We start from the raw sequence: 22,284 nt of genomic DNA, 5'->3' as shown, positions 1-22,284 counted from the left end.
GTTATGTTCAACAGCACCATGATGTACTGCGGCTGCGTGGGCGCCCCGCCCATCGCGCAGATGCCGGCCGCGGGCTCGGGCACCCCACATACCCAGATGGCCCCCGCCTCCGCCAAGCCGCCCGAGGTGGCGAACCTGGCGACGAAGATGTTCCAGGCGCTGCTGCCGTCGCGGTCCGGCGCGATCCAGCAGCCCGCCGGGTCGCAGACCATCGGCCGGGCCACCGACAACGACATCGTCATCCAGGACGTGCTTGCCTCACGCCACCACGCCTTCTTGATTCAGACGCCGCTGGGCACCGAGATCCGCGACGCGCACAGCGTGAACGGGACCTTCGTCAACGGCGTGCGGGTCGGTTCGGCGGTACTGACCGAGGGGGACGTGGTCACCATCGGCAACGTCGACCTGGTCTTCACCGGCGACGGCTTGGTCCGGCGCACCGAGGCCGCGACACGCAGCGGCGGGCTGGAGGTCAACTCCGTCTGCTACACCGTCGACCACGGCAAGCAGCTGCTGGACCACATCTCGCTGACCGCCCGACCGGGGACACTCACCGCCATCATCGGTGGGTCGGGCGCCGGCAAGACCACCTTGTCGCGACTGATCGTCGGCTACACCAGCCCCACTTCGGGCAGCGTGACCTTCGAGGGCCACAACATCCACACCGAGTACGCGTCCATGCGCAGCAGGATCGGCATGGTCCCGCAGGACGACGTGGTGCACCGCCAGCTCACGGTCAACCAGGCGCTCAACTACGCGGCCGAACTGCGGCTGCCGCCCGATACCAGCAAAGAGGAACGGGCCCGCGTCGTCGCGCAGGTGCTCGAGGAACTCGACATGACCCAGCACGCGGACACCCGGGTCGACAAGCTCTCGGGCGGTCAGCGCAAGCGTGCCTCCGTCGCCCTCGAGCTGCTCACCCAGCCGTCACTGCTCCTGCTGGACGAGCCGACGTCGGGCCTGGACCCGGCGCTGGACCGTCAGGTGATGCTGATGCTGCGTCAGCTGGCCGACGCGGGCCGCACCGTCTTGGTGGTGACCCACTCGGTGTCGTATCTGGACGTGTGCGACCAGATCCTGCTGGTCGCCCCCGGCGGCAAGACCGCGTTCTGCGGGCCGCCCGACCAGGTCGAGTCCGCCATGGGGACGCGCAACTGGGCCGACATCTTCGCCAAGGTGGGTGCCGACCCGGACGAGGCCAACCGCAGGTTCAAGGAGCGCAACCAGCAGTCGTCGCGGCCACCGACGCCGGAGAGCCCGGCGGATCTGGGCGAACCACCGCAGACCGACCTTTTCCGGCAACTGTCCACGATCGCCCGGCGCCAGGTTCGCCTCGTAGTATCCGACCGCGGTTACACGATCTTCCTGGCGATTCTGCCGTTCCTCATCGGCGCGCTGTCGCTGACGGTGAAGGGCCCGCACCCGGGCCTCGGTCCGGCCGACCCGATGGGCCCTGCGCCCACGCAGCCGCAGTACATCATGGTGCTGTTGAACATCGGTGCCGTCTTCATGGGCACGGCGCTGACCATTCGCGACCTGATCGGCGAGCGCGCCATCTTCCGCCGGGAGCAGGCCGTCGGCCTGTCCACCACCGCCTATCTGCTGGCCAAGATCGCGGTGTTCTGCGTCTTCGCAACCGGCCAGGCGGCGATCGCGACCATCATCGTGCGACTGGGTAAGGGCGCGCCGACGGCGCATCCCCAGTTCTTCGGAAACTCGACGTTCTCGCTGTTCGTCACCGTGGCAGGCACCTGCGTGGCCTCGGCCATGCTCGGCCTGCTGCTGTCGGCCCTGGCGCAGTCCAACGAGCAGATCATGCCGCTGCTGGTGGTGTCGATCATGTCGCAGCTGGTGTTCTCCAGCGGCATGATCCCGGTGTATCAGCGCATCGGTCTCGAACAAATGGCGTGGCTGACGCCCGCCCGCTGGGGGTACGCGGCGGGGGCATCCTCGATCGACTTCCCGTCGCTGGTGAAGGTCAAGCAGATCCCGACCAACGACCCGATCTGGCAGCACTCCAAGCACATTTTCGTGTTCGACATGCTCATGCTCGCGGCGCTGTCGATCGGCTACACCGGCTTCGTCCGCTGGCATATCCGGCTGAAACGCTAGGCCGACCCCCCACCGCGACTTCTGGCCCTGGATGTGATGACTCGACCTGCGCAGCCCGTGCTGACGGCTCGATCCGACCGCTCCGAAGGTAGTTTCGCCGCCGGCCGCGACGTGGTGGTCGGCAGCGACCTGCGGGCCGACCTGCGCGTGGCACACCCGCTGATCGCCCGCGCGCACGTGCTGCTGCGCTTCGACCAGGGACGGTGGCTCGCGGTCGACAACAACTCGCTGAACGGGGTCTACCTCGACGGCCGACGGGTGCCGGTCGTCGACATCCACGACGGCCAGACGATCAACATCGGCAAGCCCGATGGCCCGCGGATCACCTTCGAGGTGGGCCAGCATACGGGCAACGTGGGCCTGCTCCCGCCGACCACGACGTCTTTCCCCATCATCAGCGCTCGGCCCGACGCCTCGGCGCCCGTGCGGGCGCAACCCACCGGCCCGGGACCCGCCGCCGCCCCGCCACGCCCGGCTGCGCGTCCGCCAAGGCCGCCCGCCGCGCCGCCGTCGCGTCCCTTCCCATGGCGAGACACACAGCGCACGTCGGCCGGCCCGAGCATCCCGCCGGCCGCCGCGACGCGCGCGGCACCGCAGTCCGGCGCGCTGAACCCGCCCACCGGCAGGAGCAGCGACGCCGGGGAGTTCCCGACCACCTGGGTCAGCGTCCCGGGAGGTGAATCCGAACGCCGGCCCGCCGCCGGCCGCGCCGCCTGGATCGGGCGCGCGCTCAACAACGACATCGTCGTTCACGACGTGCTGGCCTCACGCCATCACGCCTTCTTGAACCCAACCCCGACCGGCGCCGAGATCCGCGACGCGAACAGCATCAACGGCACCTTCGTCAACGGCGTCAGGGTCGGATCGGCGGCGCTGTCCGACGGCGACGTGGTGACGATCGGCAACGTCGACCTGGTGTTCCACGACGGCATGTTGGTTCGCCGCCACGAGGCGGCGACCCGCGCCGGCGGCCTGGAGGTGCGCGAGGTCAACTTCGGCGTCGACGGGAAGAACCTGCTCGAGCGCGTCTCGCTGGTCGCCCGGCCGGGCACCCTGACCGCGCTGATCGGCGGGTCGGGTGCGGGCAAGACCACGTTGTCGCGGTTGATCGCCGGGTATGCCACGCCGTCGTCGGGCTCGGTCACCTTCGAGGGGCACGACATCCACACCGAGTACGCCTCGCTGCGCACCCGGATCGGGATGGTCCCCCAGGACGACGTCGTGCACCGTCAGCTCACGGTCAGCCAGGCGCTCGGCTACGCCGCTGAGCTGCGCCTGCCACCCGACACCAGCAAGGCCGATCGCGCGCAGGTCGTCGCCCAGGTCCTCGACGAGCTGGGCCTGACCGAGCACGCGAACACCCGCGTCGACAAGCTCTCGGGGGGCCAGCGCAAACGCGCCTCGGTGGCGCTGGAACTGCTGACCGGTCCGTCGCTGCTGATCCTCGACGAACCGACCTCCGGCCTGGACCCGGCGCTGGACCTGCAGGTCATGACCATGCTGCGACAACTCGCCGACGCCGGGCGCGTGGTGCTGGTGGTCACCCATTCGCTGACCTACCTCGACGTCTGCGACCAGGTGTTGCTGATGGCACCGGGCGGCAAAACCGCGTACCTCGGCCCGCCCGGCCAGATCGGCGCGTCCATGGGAACCACCAACTGGGCGCACATTTTCGCCAAGGTGGGCGCCGACCCCGACGAGGCCAACCGCCGCTTTCTGGCCCAGAACAGACCCCCGCCACCCACGCGGACCGAGGCGCCCGCCGAGCTGGGCGCCCAGCCGCGCACCAGCAAGCGCCATCAGTTCTCCACGATCGCCCGCCGCCAGGTCCGGCTGGTGGTGTCGGACCGTGCCTACTTCGTGTTCCTGGCGGTACTGCCGTTCGTCATGGGCGCGCTCTCGCTGACCGTTCCCGGCAACGTCGGTTTCGGTTACGCGGATCCGGTGAGTGAGTCGGCCGGCGAGGCGGGGATGATCCTGACCCTGCTCACCATGGCGGCCGTGTTCATGGGAACGGCGCTGACCATCCGCGACCTGATCGGTGAGCGGCCGATCTTCCGGCGAGAACAGGCGGTCGGCCTGTCGAGCACGGCCTACCTGCTGGCCAAGGTCGCGGTGTTCTCCACGTTCGCGATCATTCAGGCGGCCATCGCCACGGCCATCGTGGTGCTGGGCAAGGGGCCGCCGACGCGGCCGGCGGTGCTGCTCGGTAACCCCACCCTCGAGCTGTTCGTCGGGGTCGCGGCGACGTGCGTGGCGGCGGCGATGATGGGTCTGCTGCTCTCGGCGCTGGCCCGCTCGAGCGAGCAGATCATGCCGCTGCTGGTGGTGTCGCTGATGATGCAGATGGTGCTCTCGGGCGGGATGGTGCCGGTCACCGATCGGATCTTCCTCGACCAGCTGTCCTGGCTGGTGCCGTCGCGGTGGGGTTACGCGGCGCAGGGGTCGACCGTCGACCTGTGGACGGTGTCGCCCGGCCCGCAAAGCCCGCGGGACAGCCACTTCGAGCACACGGCGGCGGCGTGGCTGTTCGACATGGGCATGCTCGCGGTGCTCACCGTCGCCTACGCCGCGCTGGTGCGCTGGCGCATCCGGCTCACCCGCTGAGCGCTGCTGGGTCAGCCGTCCAGCCGCAGCCCGTGGGCGAGCGCGAACGCCACCGCGTGGTCGACGTCGACGGGCAAGTCGCGGCCCTCGAATTCTTGGTCGACCCACCGCGTGGTCAATTGGCCGACAGGCTGGCCAGGGCGTATTCGCTGACCGCGATCAGGGCGTCGGTCGCCGACCTCCGATCCCTGGCGTCGACGGTGATCACCGGGATGTGCGTCGGCAGGGTCAGCGCCTCGCGCACCTCGGCGACCGGATAACGCGGCGCCCCGTCGAACTCGTTCACCGCGACGAGAAACGGCAGGTTGCGATGCTCGAAGAAGTCGACCGCGGCGAAGCTGTCCTGCAGACGACGGCAGTCGACCAGCACGACCGCGCCGATCGCGCCGCGCACCAGGTCGTCCCACATGAACCAGAAACGGCGCTGACCCGGCGTGCCGAACAGGTAGAGCACCAGGTCTTCGGCCAGGGTGATTCGGCCGAAATCCATTGCGACCGTGGTGGTCCGCTTGTCCGGGGTGGCCTCGAGCGCGTCGACACCCGTCGAGGCGTCGGTGAGCATCGCCTCGGTGCGCAGCGGCATGATCTCTGACACCGCACCGACGAACGTGGTTTTACCGGCCCCGAAGCCGCCGGCGATCACGATCTTCGTCGACGCATGAGCGCCGGAATCGCGCTGTACCTCAGAGTGCGCGTAGGCCACGCAGTGTCCTTCCTATGAGTTCGTGGCGCTCATCCCTGGTCGAACGCTCGGATAATGTCTTGTGCACTCGAACGTAGCCGGACAGGACCAGATCTCCGACCAGGACGCGCGCGACGCCCAGCGGAAGATCCAGCCGGGCCGAGATTTCGGCGACCGATGGGCTGTCGACGCACAGTTGGATGATTCTGCCTCGCGGATCGTTGAGCGGCCATCGGTGCGCCAGGCCCGGCTGCAGCGTCTGAATCGGCGCCTCGAGGGGAAGGTCGACGTTGGTGTCGGTCCGCCCCGACGTCAGTGTGTACGGGCGGACCAGATTTCCCTTACGGTGCGCCGGCCAGTTCTCGGAAGTGTCCATCGGATCTCACGAGTGCTGCTGCACGGCCGACCGGCGGGTCGACTGGACTACGCCGCCCACCCGCTCGACCAGGACGGCCATCTCGTAGCCGATCTGACCGATGTCGCACGACGCCACCGCGAGCGTCGCCAGGTGCGAGCCGTCCCCGACGCGCATCAGCAACAGGTAGCCATTCTGCATTTCGACCACCGACTGCAGCACCTGCCCGCCCTCGAACAGCTGCGCCGCTCCCACGGCCAGGCTGGACAGCCCGGAGGCCACGGCCGCGAGCTGGTCGGCGCGTTCCCGCGGGAGATGCTCGCTGGCGGCGATGGGCAGCCCATCGACGGACACCAGCAGCGCGTGCGCGACGCCGGGGACCTCGCGGGCGAACCTGGTAACCAGCCAGTCCAGGGAGTTGTCCGATGACGTCATTATTGGTCGGATCCTTGGTCGGTCTCACGGGCGTGCGAGCGTCCGGTGCGCACGCCGCCGAAATGGCTACTGAACGAGGCGCGAACCGCCTCGGGGTCCCGCGCTAAAGGTCCGGTGGCCGCGTGCTGCGGCTCCCGGTGCGACGGGGATCGGCCGTTCAGGCCCTGGTCTGCTTCGGCCGGCTCGTCCTGTTGGATGCCGTTGGCTCCGCCGGGCACCAGCCGGGCGCCGGGCGTTCGCACCGGCAGGCCGTGGTCGGTGGTGTGCGCCTCGACGGGCTTCTCCTCGGCCGCGGCCGCCAGCGTCCAGCCGCGATCCCAGACCGACTGCCAATCCAGGTCGGGGCTGTTGACCAGGTCGTGTGGGTCGCCCAGCATCTCCGACAGCATCCGTCGATAGATGACGTCGTCGTCAGTAGTGCCCGCTTGGGCCTTCGGTGCCGCCGGGACGGACGAGAACGGGGTCGGTTGCGCCGGCTGCTCGTGCCGGGACTCCGCGCGGCTGTCCGCCTCCCGGGAGCGCGCGGAGAAGAACGCCGAGGTGTCCGACGCCGCCCGGGCCGGCTGCGCCTCCGCCGGTTTCGGCTCGGGCGCCGATTCGGGCTCCGAAACCGGCGCGGACGCAGGCTCGGGGGCGTTCTCCCACCAGGGGGTGGCCAGCTCGCGGCGCTGGCGGCGGGGTTGCTGTTCGGCGGGTGGGGCCGGAACTTCGGTGATGCCGCTGGAACCCGGGTTGCGGCGGGGCAGCAAGGTGACCGACGGCCCGGAGGCCTCCGCTGCGGTGCGCGCCGCCGGCTCCTGCGCGCCGCCGTTTTGCCCGGCGTCTTCCGCGGCGGTGGCGTTTGCGTTCGCGAGCTTGACGCTCGGCGAGGAGACCGCGCGGATGTGGCGGGGCGCCGTCGACTCGGCGACGGCCGAGCCGGCGAGCACCGTCGGCGGTAGGTAGACCTCGGCGGTGGTACCCGAGCCCTTTTCGTTGGGCGCCGGGCCGCGCAGGCCTACCCGGAGCCCGTGCCTGGCCGCGATCCGGCCGACCACGAAAAGACCCATGTGCCGGGCGTTGTCGGGGCTGACGTCGCCGCCGGCCTGCAGCCGCATGTTGGCCATGCGCCGGTCGGCGTCGTTCATGCCCAAACCGGCGTCGGCGATCCGCACCACGACGCCCCCGTCGCCGCCGCGCGACGCCGAGACGCGGGCAGAGGTCGCCGGCGGCGAGTAGCGCAACGCGTTGTCGATCAGCTCGGCGAACAGGTGGATGGCGCCGCCGGCGGCCGCGCCGATCAGCGCACAGTCGGGCAGCCCGGCGAGTTCGACCCGGCGGTAGTCCTCGACTTCTGACACGGCGGCGTTGATCACGGTGGCCAGCGGCACCGGGTCGCGCTGGTCGCGGGCGAGCGGCGCACCGGCCAGCACCAGCAGGTTGGCGCTGTTCCGGCGCAGCCGTGCCGCAAGGTGGTCGAGCCGGAACAGGCTGTCGAGCCGGTCGGGGTTCTCCTCGTTGCGCTCCAGCCGGTCGATGAGCGCCAGCTGCTGGTCCACCAGCGTGCGGTTGCGCCGCGACATGGTCTCGAACATGTCGTTGACCAGCAGCCGCAACCGCGCCTCGTCGCCGGCCAGCAGCAGCGCCTGGGTGTGCAGCTCGTCGACCGCGTGGGCGACCTGGCCGATCTCCTCGGTGGTGTACACCGGCAACGGGCTCGGAACCGGTTCAGCCCCACCGGCTTTCACGCTCGCGATCTCCTCTTCGAGATCGGTGTGGGCGACTTTGAGGGCGCCGTCGCGCAGGATGCGCAGCGGCCGCACCAGGGCGCGCGCCACCAGCAGCACCACCAGGAGCGCGACCACGATGGCGGCCAGCACCAGCACGGCGTCCAAGATCGCGGCCGAGCGGCGCTCGGCGGCCTGCGCGTGCACCGACTTGGTGACCGACGCGGTGGAATCCTTGATGACCTGATCGGCGATGTCGTCGGTGGTCTGGATCGAACGCAGCAGATCGGCGTTGTCGACGAGCACGCTGGCCGGATCGGACATGATCGCCATCCGGTTCACCATCTGCTGTTGCAGCGTCTTGGCCTCGGGCGATCCGGCGCCGAGCACTTCGCTCATGCCGAACAGCGTCGACGGTTCGGTGCCGGCCAGGGTGATCATCGACGTCCGCAGCTGCGGCTCGGGAAGCTCGGCCCCCCGGGTGATCAGGATTTTCTGCATCGTCATCTGTCCGCGGGCCCCGACCGCCCGGCTCAGGCCCTGCGCCTGGGCGCGGATCTTTTCGTCATCGACGCGGACCGAGGCGTTGATGACGTCTTCGGCCGTCAACAGGATCGGCGCGTAGAGCGTCACCCGCTCCCGCAAACCGAGTCCCGGGTCGGACGCCTTGCTCACCAGCATCTGACCGCCATCGAGCAGGTTGCTCACTCCCGAGCTGACCTCGGGGCTGACGTCGGTGTCGTCCAGCCTGCTCTGCAGCTCGTACTTGCGCGCCTCATAGTTCTTCTTGGCGCCCTCGGCGTCGCGTCCGGTGGAGCTCGCCAGCAGCGCGACGTCCAGTGCCGACATGTACTTGGTGATCACCGGCACCATGTCGGCGCGGGTGGCGGCCAGCCGCAGGCCGGCCGCGTTTGCCATGGCGCCGTGGATGCGCAGCGTACCGAACACCGTCGCCAATACCAGCGGGACCAGCACAATCGCCAGTACCTTCCAGCGCACCGGCCAGTTGCTCAGCGACCAGGTCGGCGGGCGTTTGGCCGACGCGGCCTCGGCACCGCCGTTGGGTGCCGGCTCTACGACATCCGCCCCGGCCGGGTTGGCCGGGCGGGTGAACATGGTCACGTCATCGCGGCCGTGCTACCGGCCGCTGAGCTGACACCGAGCGTTGAGAGAAACGAGAGGCTCATGAAACTTCCTGCTTTATTTGGCCCCGCCCCGCGCCAAATACGCGTGTGCGTGTAGGTGTGGCAATCCGACGAGTATGACAGCCCACGGCGCATGCCACCAGAATCGTTACTGAGCAGACAGGTCCCTCCAAGGTGGCGTCGCACCCGCGCGGTTAAGCCTGGCAAACACTTAGAGCGCGAGAGCCTAGGCCGGCCGAAGGAGCGCGACGAGGAAATCGGAGTCGTCGGTGAACGGGCGCATATCCCAGGTCGACAGCAGCAGATCGGGTGCGAAGCCCGCGTCGGCCGCATCGTTGAGAAAGTCGGCGAACTCGTATTCGCGGTAGGCGCCGAAGCCGATCGCCGCGCGGCCATCGTCGGCAATGTGGGCGCGTAGCCGGCTCAGCACCTGGACCCGGGTGCTCGGGGCAAGGAACGTCATGACGTTGCCGGCGGACACGATCACGTCGAAGGGTTCGGCGATGCCGCGGGCGGGCAGGTCCAGCTCGGCGAGGTCGCCGACCAGCCAGCGCGGGCCCGGATAGTCCTGCTCAGCCGCCGCGATCAGCGCCGGATCGACGTCGACACCGACCACGTCGTGACCGGCCTTGGCCAGATACCCGCCCAACCGACCGGGCCCGCAGCCGGCGTCGAGAATCCGCGCGCCGCGCGGCGCCATGGCGTCCACGAAGCGGGCCTCGCCGGCCAGGTCGTCGCCGGCGCGGGCCATGGCCCGGAAACGCTCGATATACCACTGCGAATGCCCCGGATCGGCAGTGACCTTCTGCATCCAGATGCTCTGCTCGACCATGGGACCATTATCCCGTTGTGTTCAAGCTGATGTTCTACGCGCCGCGGATCCCGCCCAACACCGGCAACGCCATCCGGACGGCGGCGGCGACGGGTTGCGAATTGCATCTGGTCGAGCCGATGGGATTCGACCTGTCCGAACCCAAACTGCGCCGGGCGGGCCTGGACTACCACGACCTCGCGTCGGTCACCGTGCACGCGTCGCTCGCGGCCGCCTGGTCGGCGCTGTCACCGCGGCGGGTGTTCGCTTTCACCTCGCAGGCGCCGACCTCGTTCGCCGACGTGCGCTACCACGACGGCGACGTGCTGATGTTCGGTCCCGAACCCACCGGGTTGGACACCGCGACGCTGGCCGACCCGCACATCACCGCCCAGGTGCGAATCCCGATGCTGGCGGGCCGGCGCTCGCTTAATCTCTCCAACGCCGCGGCGGTCGCCGTCTACGAAGCCTGGCGGCAGCACGGCTACCCGGGCGCGGTGTAGCGACGAGTTCTGCATCACAGAAGAGTCAGCATCAATATGCCCATCTTCATCACGATCGGTTACGGCAAAAGGCCGGATACCGCCTTGACATTGAAGCGGCAATCGAGCGGGTGAGCCAGACGCCGTGTGCGGTCGCGCGCGGGATCGTCGAGGTTTGGCCTCTTCAGACCTGATTACCAGGCATTCCAGTGAGTGAGCTGCTCGGCGGGCAGCCGCTTGGCCCGGCGGAAGTCGGTGCCCTTGGTGTAGGCGATGGGAAACAGTCCGCCCTGGCTGTATGTGTCGTGCGGGATGCCGAGCACGTCCGCGACCTGCTGTTCACCGTCACCGAGCAAGTGCAGCGTCGTCCAGCAGGACCCCAATCCCCGGGAGCGCAGCGCCAGGCAGAAGCTCCACACGGCCGGAAACAGCGAAGCCCAGAACGAGACCCCGCCCAGCGGCTGCTTCTCCTCCCGGCCGAAGAGGCAGGGGATCATCAGCACCGGCGCCTCGTGCATGTGCTCGGCGAGGTAGCTCGCGGAGTCGCGGACCTTGTCCATCCGCTCGCCGCGGGCGTCCCCTTCGCCGTACTCCGGGGTGGGCGAGGCGAGGTAGGCCCGCGCGTTCTTCAGGTAGACGTCGGCGATCGCCTTCTTCTTGTCCGCGTCCTCGACGAACACCCATTGCCAGCCTTGTGAATTGGAACCGGTCGGCGCCTGCAGCGCCAGTTCGAGACATTCCATCAGCAGGTCGCGGCCGACCGGCTTGTCGAAGTCGAGACGCTTGCGGACCGAGCGGGTGGTGGTGAGGACTTCGTCGACGGACAAATTGAGGGTCATGCAGTGGACACTACCGAGGCGGCCGGGCGCCGCCGAACGTGCACTCACGGCGAAGTTTTCGCGAATTTCTCGCCGTGAGTGCACGTTCGGCGCCGGAATCAGCGAAAGTCACGAGACTTCGAGCCGACGGACAGCGAAATGCGGCCCAACCGTTCGGCGACGACAGTGATCGCGCCGCTGGCGTTTTGCACCTGCCCGCGCACCAGCAACGCCGGGGCCGAGTTCGCCAGCTTGCGGTGCCGCGCCCAAACCCCCGGCGCGCAGAGCACGTTGATCATCCCGGTTTCGTCCTCGAGGTTGATGAACGTGACCCCCTGGGCCGTGCCGGGCCGCTGCCGATGGGTGACCGCGCCCGCGATCAGCACGCGGTCGCCGTCGGGCACCGAGCCCAGCTTCTCGGCGGGCACCACCCCCATCGCGTCCAGATCGGCCCGCAGGAACTGCGTCGGATAGTTGTCCGGGGAGACCCCGGTGGCCCACACGTCGGCGGCGGCCAATTCCAGCTCGCTCATCCCGGGCAGCGCCGGGATATGCGACGACGATCCCACCCCGGGCAGGCGGCCCGGCCGCTGGGTGGCCGCGGCCCCGGCCGCCCACAACGCCTCGCGCCGGGACATGCCGAAGCAGCCAAGAGCCCCCGCCGTCGCCAGCGCCTCGGTCTGCGGCACCGAAAGCTGCAGCCGGGTCGTCAGGTCCAGCACAGAAGCGAACGGGCCGTTGGATTTTCGCTCGTCGACGAGTTGTTCGGCCAGGTCGTCGCCGATATGTCGGACCGCCCCCAGACCGAGACGCACCTCGGTTCCTCTGGCTTCCAAGGTGGCGTGCGCCAGGCTGGCGTTGACGTCCGGGCCGTGCACCGTCACGCCGTGCCGGCGCGCATCGGCCACCAGCGACTGCGGCGAGTAGAACCCCATCGGCTGGGCGCGCAGCAGCGCGGCGCAGAAGGCCGCCGGATGGTGCAGCTTGAACCACGACGAGTAGAACACCAGCGACGCGAAGCTCAGCGCATGGCTTTCGGGAAAACCGAAATTGGCGAAGGCTTCCAGTTTTTCGTAGGTGCGGTCTATCACCTCGTCCGGGGCGCCGTGCAGCGTGCGCATGCCCTCATAGAACCGGCCGCGCAGCCGTCGCATGCGTTCGGTCGAGCGCTTGGACCCCATGGCGCGGCGCAGCTGATCGGCCTCGGCGGCCGAGAATCCGGCACAGTCGACCGCGAGCTGCATCAGTTGTTCCTGAAAGAGCGGAACCCCCAGCGTCTTTCGCAATGCCGGCTCCATCGACGGGTGGTCATAAACCACTGGATCCAGGCCGTTGCGCCGCCGGATGTAGGGATGCACCGACCCGCCCTGGATGGGGCCGGGACGGATCAGCGCGACCTCCACCACCAGGTCGTAGAACACCCGCGGCTTCAGCCGCGGCAGCGTGGCCATCTGCGCGCGAGACTCCACCTGGAACACGCCGACGGAATCGGCGCGGGCCAGCATCTCGTACACCGCCGGTTCGGAGAGGTCGAGGCGGGCCAGGTCCACCTCGATCCCCTTGTGCTCGGCCACCAGGTCGATGGCATAGTGCAGCGCCGAGAGCATCCCCAGCCCCAGCAGGTCGAACTTCACCAAACCGATTGCCGCGCAGTCGTCTTTGTCCCACTGCAGGACGCTGCGGTTCTCCATGCGCGCCCACTCCACCGGGCACACGTCGGCGATCGGGCGGTCACAGATCACCATGCCACCGGAATGAATTCCCATGTGCCGCGGAAGGTTCCGGATCTGGTTGGCCAGGTCGACCACCGGTTCGGGGATGCCCTCCACATCGGGTGAGTCGGCCAGCCCGTTCCAGTGGCTGATCTGCTTGCTCCACGCGTCCTGCTGCCCCTGCGAGAAGCCCAGGGCGCGGGCCATGTCGCGCACCGCGATCTTGCCCCGGTAGGTGATGACGTTGGCGACCTGGGCGGCGTAGTCGCGGCCGTATTTGTCGTAGACGTACTGGATGACCTTTTCGCGCTGATCGGATTCGATGTCCATGTCGATGTCGGGCGGCCCGTCGCGGGCCGGTGACAGAAAGCGCTCGAACAGCAACTCGTTGGCCACCGGGTCGACGGCGGTGACACCAAGGGCGTAACAGACCGCGGAGTTGGCGGCCGATCCCCGGCCCTGGCACAGGATGTTGTTGTCCCGGCAGAACCGGGCGATGTCGTGCACAACCAAAAAATAGCCCGGGAACGCCAGCTGGGCAATGACTTTCAGTTCACGTTCGATTTGGGCATACGCGCGCGGCGCGTGCTCGGCCGACCCGTAACGGTCACGCGCCCCGGTCATGGTCAACTGCCGCAGCCAGCTGTCCTCGGTGTGCCCGACGGGCACGTCGAAGGGCGGCAACTGCGGCGCGATGAGCGCCAGGCCGAACGCGCACTGCTCGCCCAGCTCGGCGGCCGCGGTCACCACGTCGGGCCGCTGCCCGAACAACCGGGCCATCTCCTCACCCGAGCGCAGGTGCGAGCCGCCCAGCGGGGCCAGCCATCCGGCGGCCGAATCCAGCGACTCCCGCGCCCGGATGGCGCCCATCGCCATGGCCAGCCGGCGCCGCGACGGCCCCGCGAAATGCGCGCCGGTGGTGGCGACGACACCGACACCGAAGCGTGGGGCCAGCGCGGCCAGCACCCCGTTGCGTTCGTCGTCGAGCGGTTGGCCGTGATGGGTCAGCTCGATGCTGACCCGGTGAGCCCCGAACCGGTCCACCAGATTGGCCAGCGCCCGCTCCGCCGCCGATGGGCCGCCTTCGGAAAGTGCCTGGCGGACATGCCCTTTGCGGCAGCCCGTCAGGATGTGCCAGTGCCCGCCGGCGGCCTCGGTCAGCGCGTCGAAATCGTAGCGCGGCTTGCCTTTCTCGCCGCCGGCCAGATGGGCCGCGGCCAGTTGTCGCGACAACCGCCGGTAACCCTCCGCGCCCCGGGCCAGCGCCAGCAGGTGCGGGCCGGGCGGATCCGGCTGCTCGGTGCGGGCACCCGGGCCAAGCGACAGTTCGGCGCCGAACACGGTGCGCATGTCGAGCTCGGCCGCCGCTTCGGCGAACCGCACCGCCCCATACAGTCCGTCGTGGTCGGTGAGCGCCAGGGCGCGCAGGTCTAGCCGGGCCGCCTCCTCGACCAGCTCCTCGGGTGTGCTCGCCCCGTCCAGAAAGCTGAACGCCGAGTGCGCATGCAGTTCGGCATAAGCGACGGATGAGCGGGACGCCCGGCCGTCATCCGGCGGCTGATACGTCGCTCGCCTGCGCGACAGCGGGCCGTCGGATTCCGGGCCCGCCGACTCCCCGGCGTGGCGGGGCTTGCTGTCGAGCACCCGCTCCATTTCCGCCCAGCTCGGCGGCCCGTTGAACCAGCCCACGAGTGCGAGTATATCGAACTGGTGTTCGATTTAACCGAGGCTCAGCACAACGGTTGTTAAGCCGAACTTCAACTCCTAAACAAGCTCTTAACGTGCGCGTACTACCGCAAATCACTGGGTCGACAGATACTGGCACAAGTTCAACAAAGCGGACTAGCGGGAGCCGGCATGGCACAGACACTGGATACGGCATTTCTTCAAGCCCACGATCCGGACCGGCATGCGAGCTTGGCGATCGGCGCGGTCGCCATCGTCGACGGCACCGCCCCCGATTACGAGCGGCTCAAACGCCTTCTGGCGGAACGCATCCAGCCGATCACTCGCTGCACGCAGCTGCTGCGTGCGCATCCGCTGCACCAGGAATGGATCGACTGCCCGGACTTCGACCTGGCCCACCACGTGCGCCGGGTAGCCATTCCCCACCCCGGCGACGAGGCCGAGCTGTCCCGGGCCATCGCCTACGCCCTGGAACGCACCCTCGATCTGAACCGCCCACCGTGGGAGTGCTGGGTCATCGAGGGCCTGCAGGGCAACCGGTGGGCGATCCTGATGAAAACCCATCACGGACTGCTCGACGGCAACTCGGCCGCCCGCCTGATCAGCAGGCTGTGTGACGACGCCGACGCGGATGTCTTCGCCAACAGTGCTGCGGCAAAACAGGTTTCGTCACCGGTCGCAGGCAAGCCTGGCTGGGTCGACGCGCTGTGGCGGGCTTCGTCGACCGCGGGCAACATCACCGGCGCCCTGGTCGACGCGATGTGGCCGGGGATGCGGACCGAGGCGGCCACCGCCCTGCGGCGCTACAGCACGGTACGCGTGCCGATCGCGGACGTCGACAGCGTCTGCCGCAAGTTCGGGGTCAGCGTCAACGACGTCGCGCTCGCCGCCGTCACCGAGGGATTTCGCACGGCGCTGCTCGGGCGCGGCGAGGAACCGCGGGCGGACTCGCTGCGCATCCTGGCGCCGATGCCGGTGCGCTCGGCGATGCTTTCACACCTGCCCGTCGAACACGACGATCCGGTGCGGCGGTTGCAGACGGTCCATACCAGGTGGCAGGCCAAGCAGACAGCTCAGCCGCGACCGGCCGGCATCGTAGAATCGATGATCGGCTGTTTGCCAACCACGTTGCGTAGCAACGTGTTACAACTGCTCTCCCACCTCCCGCAGCGCGCCATCGTAACCTTGGCCACCAACGTGCCCGGGCCACGCCGTCACCTGCGGGTGATGGGCCAGACCTTGGAGCGGCTGCTGCCGATCCCCCCGACCGCCGCGGCGCTGCACACCGGTGTGGCGGTGTTGAGCTACGGCGACGAACTGGTCTTCGGAATCACCGTCGAACAGGGCGACGCGTTCGACGTCAAGCAGCTGGCCGCAGGCATCGAGTTGGGCATGGAGCGCCTGGTGGCCCTAGGCGACGATTCCGTGTTGTTGTTCGCGCGCAAGCCTTCCGCGCGCCCGGTGGTCCGCCCCGTGCCGCCGACCCATCCCTCGGCGCCGGGTCGCGCGCGTCACTGACCCAGTCTCCGCACGGCGGACCACCGTGAGAAGGTGGGTCAATGGGCAAGTCCGGGCCGGTCATCATCGACCCGCGCCGCCACGACGCGGTGCTGTTCGACATCGACACCGCGCCGGGCTCCACACTGGCCGCACACCTGCGCGAAACCGGGGTGAGCAGCACCGTCATTTCGGCGGACGGTCCGGTGCAGGCGGCCAACCGCCTGGGGGTACGGCCCGGCCGTTGCGTCGTGGTCGCCGGGCACGCCGAGGGCGTCGAGGCCGCGCGCGCCGCCGGCTTCGCGCTGGTGATCGCTGTCGATCCGGCCGGGCACGGCGACGCGTTACGCGAGGCGGGGGCCGACGCGGTGGTCGCCGATCTGGACGACGTCACCGTGCGGACCGGCGATCGCCGCATGTCGCAGCTGCCCGATGCGTTTCAGGCCTTGGCCGACGGGCTGGCCGACAGGCGACCGGCAGTGTTCTTCGACTTCGACGGCACGCTCTCCGACATCGTCGATGACCCGGACTCGGCGCGGCCAGTCGCCGGGGCCACCGAGGCGCTGGTAAATCTGGCCGCGCGGTGTCCGGTCGCGGTGCTGTCCGGGCGCGACCTCGCCGACGTCACGAATCGTGTTGGCGTACCCGGTCTCTGGTATGCGGGTAGCCACGGTTTCGAGCTGACCGCCCCCGACGGAACGCACCACCAGAACGACGACGCGGCCACCGCCATCCCGGTGCTCGAGCAGGCGGCCGGTCAGCTGCGCGACCAGCTCGGCGCGATTGCCGGTGTTGTGGTGGAACACAAGCGATTCGGGGTGGCCGTGCATTACCGCAATGCCGATCGCGACCGCGTCGGCGAGGTGCTGGCGGCGGTGCGCGCCGCGGGTCGCCGCGACGAGCTTCGCGTCACCACCGGCCGCGAGGTCATCGAGCTGCGCCCCGACCTGGACTGGGATAAGGGAAAAACGTTGCGCTGGGTGCTTGATCACCTGCACGACGCCGGGTCGGTTGCCCTGACGCCGGTGTACCTCGGCGACGACATCACCGACGAGGACGCGTTCGACGCGGTGCGAGCCGATGGCGTGCCGATCCTGGTGCGGCACGGCGACGACGGAGACCGCGCCACCGCAGCGCTGTACGCGCTGGACGGTCCCGCTCGGGCAAGCGAATTCACCGCCCGGCTGGCGGATCAGCTGTCGCGCTAGCGACGGTCGCAAGCGCGGCGAAGCCGCGCGCAGCGGGCCGGCGCCATCAGCGCCAGCGACGGTCGCAAGCGCGGCGAAGCCGCACGCAGCGGGCCGGCGCCATCAGCGCCAGCGACGGTCGCAAGCGCGGCGAAGCCGCGCGCAGCGGGCCGGCGCCATCAGGACTGGGCGTATTCCACGGCGCCGTCGTCGAGCACCACCCGGGTGTCGGCCCCGTCCGGACCGGACGCCTCGGTGCGGAACACCGCCTTACCTTCCTCGGTACGCCAGATCAGCGTGGTCAGTGTCTCGCCGGGGAACACTGGCGAGGTGAACCGTGAGGCGATCGACGTGATGTTGGCCGCGACGCCCTGGCCCAACTCGGCGACCAGCGCGCGGCCCGAAACCCCATAGGTGCATAACCCGTGCAGGATCGGCTTGGGGAAGCCGGCCAGTTCCCGGGCGAACCACGGGTCGCTGTGCAGCGGGTTGCGGTCCCCGGAGAGCCGGTAGATCAGCGCCTGGTCTTCGCGGGTGGGCAGCGCGACGCGCGCGTCGGGCTCGCGGTCCGGGAATTCCGGTGCGACCGGCCGCTGACCCGGCATCCCCCCGAAGCCGCCCTCGCCCCGAATGACGAGCGTGGTGAGCGTCTCGGCGATCAGCTGCCCGGATTCCGGGTCGGTGCCCCTGCCGCGCAACACCAGGATCGCGTTCTTGCCCTCGCCCTTGTCCTGGATGTCGGCGACCTCGGAAACCACCGAGAGCCTGCCCGCGGGCGGCAGCGGTGCGTGCAGCCGGATGCTCTGCGATCCGTGTAACAGCATGGCCCAGTTGAACTTTCCGACCAGGCCGGCCGCTCCGAAGGCCGGGCAGCAGATGACTGCATAGGTGGGCAGCACCTGCTGGTCGATGTCGTGGCTGTTCTCGGTGGTGAATGCCAGGTCGTCGACCCCGGCTCCGACACCGAGCGCGTAGAGCAGCGTGTCCCGGTCGGTCCATTCGAACTGCATGGGCTCGGTGACCGCCCCGACGGCACTCGGATCAATCGCCATGGAAGTCTCCTGATCGTTGGTAGGGATCCTCGGTCCACTCTGGCATCTGACGGAATCGCGGCGCGAAAGGCCCGCGACTCGGGCGACGGCGGACGTTCCTTGCCGCCCGGCGCCGCGTCGATCATCGCGCGAGCCGGGCTGGCCGAGGCCGCGCGGTAACAAACCGTCGCAAACCCTTCCCACCGGAGGCGTCGGCAGGGCAGGCTATCGACATGCCCAAGCGCAGCATGATCCGGAAAACCGCGGTAGCGCTCGCCGCGCTCACCGCCACGATGATCGTCGCCGGCTGCGGTGGTTCACCGCAGGCCAAGTCCATCACCGTGACATTCATCCGGCACGCCCAGTCCGAGGCCAACGTCAGCGGCACCATCGACACCGAGGTGCCGGGGCCGGGGCTGACCCCGGAGGGCAAGGGGCAGGCCGAACAGCTTGCGCACCAACTGGGCCGCAAGGACTACGACAGCGTCTACACCTCAACCATGACGCGTGCTCAGCAAACCGCCGCGCCGGTGGCCGCCGCGCTGGGCAAGCAGGTGGAGGTGCTGCCCGGCATCCAGGAGATCAACGCCGGCTGGTTCAACGGCAAACCCGAGTCGATGGCGAAGTCGACGTACATGCTGGCGCCGGTGGACTGGATCAACGGCGACGTCTCCAATAGCATCCCCGGCTCGGTCAGCGGCAAGGAGTTCAACGACCGGTTCACCGCGGCGATCAACAAGATCTACAACAGCGGCCACCACAACCCGGTGGTGTTCTCGCACATGAACGCGATCATGGTGTGGACGCTGATGAACGCGCAGAACGCCAAGAACAGCCTGATGAACAGCCACCCGATCCCCAACACGGGTCGCGTGGTGATCAGCGGTAACCCGATGACCGGCTGGACGCTCGTCGACTGGGACGGGATCCGCGACTTCCACAATTAGTGGCGATCGCAAGGGCGGCGTAGCCGGGCGCGGCGGGTCGCCACCATCGGGACGCGTGGCGATCGCAAGGGCGGCGTAGCCGGGCGCGGCGGGTCGCCACCATCGGGACCGGTCGCGCTGAAGATCACAGTTGACGTGTGCGGCTGCCACCGCCACCATGTCTTCATGCGGTATGTCGTTACCGGCGGTACCGGGTTTATTGGTCGCCGAGTCGTGTCTCGCTTGCTGGAATCCCATCCCGATGCGCAGCTGTTCGTGCTGGTCCGACGGCGGTCACTGGGCCGCTTCGAGCGGCTCGCCGAACACTGGGGCGAGCGGGTGAAGCCGCTGGTCGCCGAGCTGCCGGAGCTGGAGCTGAGCGACGAGGTCTTCGCCGAGCTGGGCGAGATCGATCACGTGGTCCACTGCGCGGCGATCTACGACATCACCGCAGGTGAGCCCGAGCAACGGGCCAGCAACGTCGAGGGCACCCGTGCGGTGATCGCGCTGGCGCAGCGGCTGGACGCGACGTTGCACCACGTGTCGTCGATCGCGGTGGCCGGCGATTTCGCCGGTGCATACACCGAGGACGATTTCGACGTCGGCCAGCAGCTGCCGACGCCGTATCACCAGACCAAGTTCGAGGCCGAGCTGCAGGTGCGCTCGGCGCCCGGGCTGCGTTATCGCATCTACCGCCCGGCGGTGGTGGTGGGCGATTCACGCACCGGCGAGATGGACAAGGTGGACGGGCCGTACTACTTCTTCGGCGTGCTGGCCAAGTTGGCGGTGCTTCCGTCGTTGACCCCGATCCTGTTGCCCAACACCGGTCGCACCAACATCGTCCCGGTCGACTACGTCGTCGACGCACTGGTCGCGCTGATGCATGCCGACGGCCGTGACGGACAGACATTCCACCTGACCGCCGAGAAGACGATTGGGCTGCGCGGCATCTACCGCGGCGTGGCCAAGGAGGCCGGGCTGCCGCCGCTGCGCGGTTCACTCCCCCGCTCGGTGGCTGCCCCGGTGCTCAAAGTGCGCGGACGCGCCAGGGTGCTGCGCAACATGGCGGCCACCCAGCTCGGTATTCCGGCCGAGGTGCTCGACGTCGTGGATCTGGCTCCCACCTTTGTCAGTGAGAAGACTCGAAAAGCACTGCGGGGCACCGGCATAGATGTTCCGGAGTTCTCCAGCTACGCACCCAAGCTGTGGCGGTACTGGGCGGAGCACCTCGATCCGGACCGCGCCCGGCGCGACGATCCGCAGGGACCGCTGCAGGGCCGGCACGTCATCATCACCGGCGCATCCAGCGGCATTGGCCGGGCGGCGGCGATCGCGATCGCCGAGCGGGGCGCAACCGTTTTCGCGCTGGCCCGCAACGGCGAGGCACTGGATGCACTGGTCGATGAGATCCGCGCCAATGGTGGTGCCGCCCATGCGTTTACCTGTGATGTCACCGATTCCGCGTCGGTGGAACACACGGTCAAAGACATCCTGGGGCGCTTCGACCACGTCGACTACCTGGTGAACAACGCCGGACGGTCGATCCGCCGCTCGGTAATCAACTCCACCGACCGGCTGCACGATTACGAACGGGTGATGGCGGTCAACTACTTCGGCGCGGTGCGGATGGTGCTGGCGCTGCTACCGCATTGGCGGGAGCGCCGATTCGGTCACGTCGTCAACGTGTCGAGCGCCGGCGTGCAGGCACGCAATCCCAAGTACAGCTCCTACCTGCCGTCCAAGGCAGCGCTTGACGCGTTCTCCGACGTGGTGGGTTCGGAGGTGCTGTCGGACCACATCACCTTCACCAACATCCATATGCCGCTGGTGCGCACCCCGATGATCGTGCCATCCCACCGGCTCAACCCGATGAAGGCGATCAGTCCCGAGCGCGCGGCGGCGATGGTGGTGCGCGGCCTCGTGGAAAAGCCGGCCCGCATCGACACCCCGCTGGGCACGCTCGCCGAGGCCGGCAATTACTTCGCGCCGAAAACGTCGCGGCGCGTTCTGCACCAGCTCTATCTCGGCTATCCCGATTCGGCCGCGGCGCGCGGGCTCGCCGCCGAACCTGCGCCGACGCCGGCTACGCGGACTGCGCGGCGCAAGCCCAGTCGGCCCGTGCGCGCCGCCACCCGGGCCATCCGGGCACCCCGTCCAGTCAGGCGGCTGGTCCGCCTGGTGCCCGGTGTGCACTGGTAGTCATTTCTGCAGTGTGAACTGGTTGACATCGATGTAGCCGATCCGGAATGCGTCGGCGCAACCGGTCAGGTATTTCATGTACCGCTCGTAGACTTCCTCGGATTGCACCGCGATGGCCTCTTCCTTATGGGCCTGCAGTGCGGCGGCCCATAGGTCGAGCGTCTTCGCGTAGTGCGGCTGCAGCGACTGCACGCGACTCACCGTGAAGCCGTTCGCGGTGGCGCGCTCTTCCACCATCGGTATCGACGGCAGCCGCCCACCCGGAAAGATCTCGGTGACAATGAATTTGATGAATCTGGCGAACGTGAACGAGATGGGCATGCCGCGCTCGGCCATCTCCGTCGGGTGTAGCCCGGTGATGGTGTGCAGCAGCATGATCCCGTCGTCGGGCAACAGGTCGTGCGCCAGGGTGAAGAACGCGTCGTAACGCTCGTGCCCGAAGTGCTCGAAGGCGCCGATGCTGACGATCCGGTCTACCGGCTCGTCGAACTGTTCCCACCCCTCCAGCAGGACCCGGGCCGAACGCGGGCTGTTGGACTCCTCGATCAGCTGTTCGACATGTTCGGCCTGGTTGCGGCTCAGGGTCAGGCCGACGACGTTGACGTCGTACTTTTCCAGGGCACGCATCATGGTGGCGCCCCAACCGCAGCCGACGTCGAGCAGCGTCATGCCCGGCTGTAGGCCGAGCTTGCCGAGCGCGAGGTCGATCTTGGCGATCTGCGCCTCTTCCAGCGTCATGTCCTCGCGCTCGAAGTAGGCGCAGCTGTACGTCTGGGTCGGGTCCAGAAACAGCCGGAAGAATTCATCCGACAAGTCGTAGTGGGCCTGCACATCGCCGAAGTGCGGCGTTAAATCAGTTCCCTCGGGGGGTTCCGACGTCGTTGGCATCGTGC

At 68.7% G+C, this 22,284-nt stretch carries 16 protein-coding genes; 7 read left to right on the top strand and 9 right to left on the bottom strand.

Features of this window, described 5'->3' with window-relative positions:
- The coding region (locus tag A5686_RS07805) for an ATP-binding cassette domain-containing protein (protein ID WP_197520513.1) at positions 1-2,112 on the top strand (2,112 nt) is incomplete at its 5' end.
- 36 nt (positions 2,113-2,148) lie between these two features.
- The gene (locus tag A5686_RS07800) at positions 2,149-4,719 is read left to right on the top strand and encodes an ATP-binding cassette domain-containing protein (RefSeq protein WP_067932765.1); all 2,571 of its coding nucleotides are present in this window, start codon (positions 2,149-2,151) and stop codon (positions 4,717-4,719) included.
- Between the two features lie 115 nt (positions 4,720-4,834).
- Here the strand turns inward: A5686_RS07800 and A5686_RS07795 are convergent, their stop codons facing one another.
- The 5 genes from A5686_RS07795 to A5686_RS07775 form a co-directional block, all read right to left on the bottom strand.
- Positions 4,835-5,422 (bottom strand): ATP/GTP-binding protein, encoded by a 588-nt coding sequence (locus A5686_RS07795; protein WP_067932763.1) that lies wholly within the window; start codon positions 5,420-5,422, stop codon positions 4,835-4,837.
- Positions 5,403-5,777, bottom strand: coding sequence for a DUF742 domain-containing protein (locus A5686_RS07790; protein ID WP_067932761.1), 375 nt, complete (start codon positions 5,775-5,777; stop codon positions 5,403-5,405). Before A5686_RS07790 ends, A5686_RS07795 begins: the two co-directional genes overlap by 20 nt.
- A 6-nt stretch (positions 5,778-5,783) precedes the next feature.
- Positions 5,784-6,191 carry a serine protease inhibitor gene (locus A5686_RS07785; RefSeq protein ID WP_067932759.1) on the bottom strand — a complete coding sequence of 136 codons (408 nt, stop codon included), beginning with the start codon at positions 6,189-6,191 and terminating at the stop codon, positions 5,784-5,786.
- Positions 6,191-9,013, bottom strand: coding sequence for an ATP-binding protein (locus A5686_RS07780; RefSeq protein WP_067932786.1), 2,823 nt, complete (start codon positions 9,011-9,013; stop codon positions 6,191-6,193). Before A5686_RS07780 ends, A5686_RS07785 begins: the two co-directional genes overlap by 1 nt.
- Positions 9,014-9,268: 255 nt before the next feature.
- Entirely contained in the window at positions 9,269-9,874 is a 606-nt protein-coding gene (locus A5686_RS07775) for a bifunctional 2-polyprenyl-6-hydroxyphenol methylase/3-demethylubiquinol 3-O-methyltransferase UbiG (RefSeq protein ID WP_067932757.1), read from the bottom strand.
- 17 nt (positions 9,875-9,891) lie between these two features.
- Here A5686_RS07775 and A5686_RS07770 point away from each other — a divergent pair, with 17 nt between their 5' ends.
- Positions 9,892-10,356, top strand: a complete 465-nt coding sequence (locus tag A5686_RS07770; RefSeq protein ID WP_067932755.1) for a tRNA (cytidine(34)-2'-O)-methyltransferase — start codon at positions 9,892-9,894, stop codon at positions 10,354-10,356.
- A gap of 173 nt (positions 10,357-10,529) precedes the next feature.
- Here the strand turns inward: A5686_RS07770 and A5686_RS07765 are convergent, their stop codons facing one another.
- The gene (locus A5686_RS07765; RefSeq protein WP_067932753.1) at positions 10,530-11,174 is read right to left on the bottom strand and encodes a nitroreductase family protein; all 645 of its coding nucleotides are present in this window, start codon (positions 11,172-11,174) and stop codon (positions 10,530-10,532) included.
- Between the two features lie 98 nt (positions 11,175-11,272).
- A complete protein-coding gene (locus tag A5686_RS07760) occupies positions 11,273-14,554 on the bottom strand; it encodes an error-prone DNA polymerase (RefSeq protein ID WP_067932751.1) in 3,282 nt (1,093 codons plus the stop codon).
- A gap of 168 nt (positions 14,555-14,722) precedes the next feature.
- Here A5686_RS07760 and A5686_RS07755 point away from each other — a divergent pair, with 168 nt between their 5' ends.
- Together A5686_RS07755 and otsB are read left to right on the top strand one after the other, a co-directional pair.
- Complete coding sequence (locus A5686_RS07755) at positions 14,723-16,069, top strand: wax ester/triacylglycerol synthase domain-containing protein (RefSeq protein WP_067932748.1); 1,347 nt, start codon at positions 14,723-14,725, stop codon at positions 16,067-16,069.
- A gap of 41 nt (positions 16,070-16,110) precedes the next feature.
- Positions 16,111-17,256 (top strand): trehalose-phosphatase, encoded by a 1,146-nt coding sequence (gene otsB / locus A5686_RS07750; protein WP_067932746.1) that lies wholly within the window; start codon positions 16,111-16,113, stop codon positions 17,254-17,256.
- A gap of 158 nt (positions 17,257-17,414) precedes the next feature.
- Here the strand turns inward: otsB and A5686_RS07745 are convergent, their stop codons facing one another.
- Complete coding sequence (locus tag A5686_RS07745) at positions 17,415-18,287, bottom strand: MaoC/PaaZ C-terminal domain-containing protein (RefSeq protein ID WP_067932744.1); 873 nt, start codon at positions 18,285-18,287, stop codon at positions 17,415-17,417.
- A 212-nt stretch (positions 18,288-18,499) separates the two neighbouring features.
- Here A5686_RS07745 and A5686_RS07740 point away from each other — a divergent pair, with 212 nt between their 5' ends.
- Together A5686_RS07740 and A5686_RS07735 are read left to right on the top strand one after the other, a co-directional pair.
- Positions 18,500-19,213: a histidine phosphatase family protein gene (locus tag A5686_RS07740; protein ID WP_067932742.1), complete on the top strand. Its 714-nt coding sequence runs from the start codon at positions 18,500-18,502 to the stop codon at positions 19,211-19,213.
- 165 nt (positions 19,214-19,378) lie between these two features.
- Positions 19,379-21,391, top strand: coding sequence for an SDR family oxidoreductase (locus tag A5686_RS07735; protein WP_067932740.1), 2,013 nt, complete (start codon positions 19,379-19,381; stop codon positions 21,389-21,391).
- On the opposite strand, the gene cmaA1 is transcribed toward A5686_RS07735, so the two are convergent.
- Entirely contained in the window at positions 21,392-22,279 is an 888-nt protein-coding gene (cmaA1, locus tag A5686_RS07730; RefSeq protein ID WP_067932738.1) for a cyclopropane mycolic acid synthase CmaA1, read from the bottom strand.
- Positions 22,280-22,284: the final 5 nt, after the last annotated feature.

Source organism: Mycobacterium sp. E2479, from assembly GCF_001667925.1.
Taxonomy (GTDB): domain Bacteria; phylum Actinomycetota; class Actinomycetes; order Mycobacteriales; family Mycobacteriaceae; genus Mycobacterium.
The sequence above is the reverse complement of the archived record's forward strand: the minus strand, read 5'-3'. Positions and strand labels throughout refer to the sequence as shown.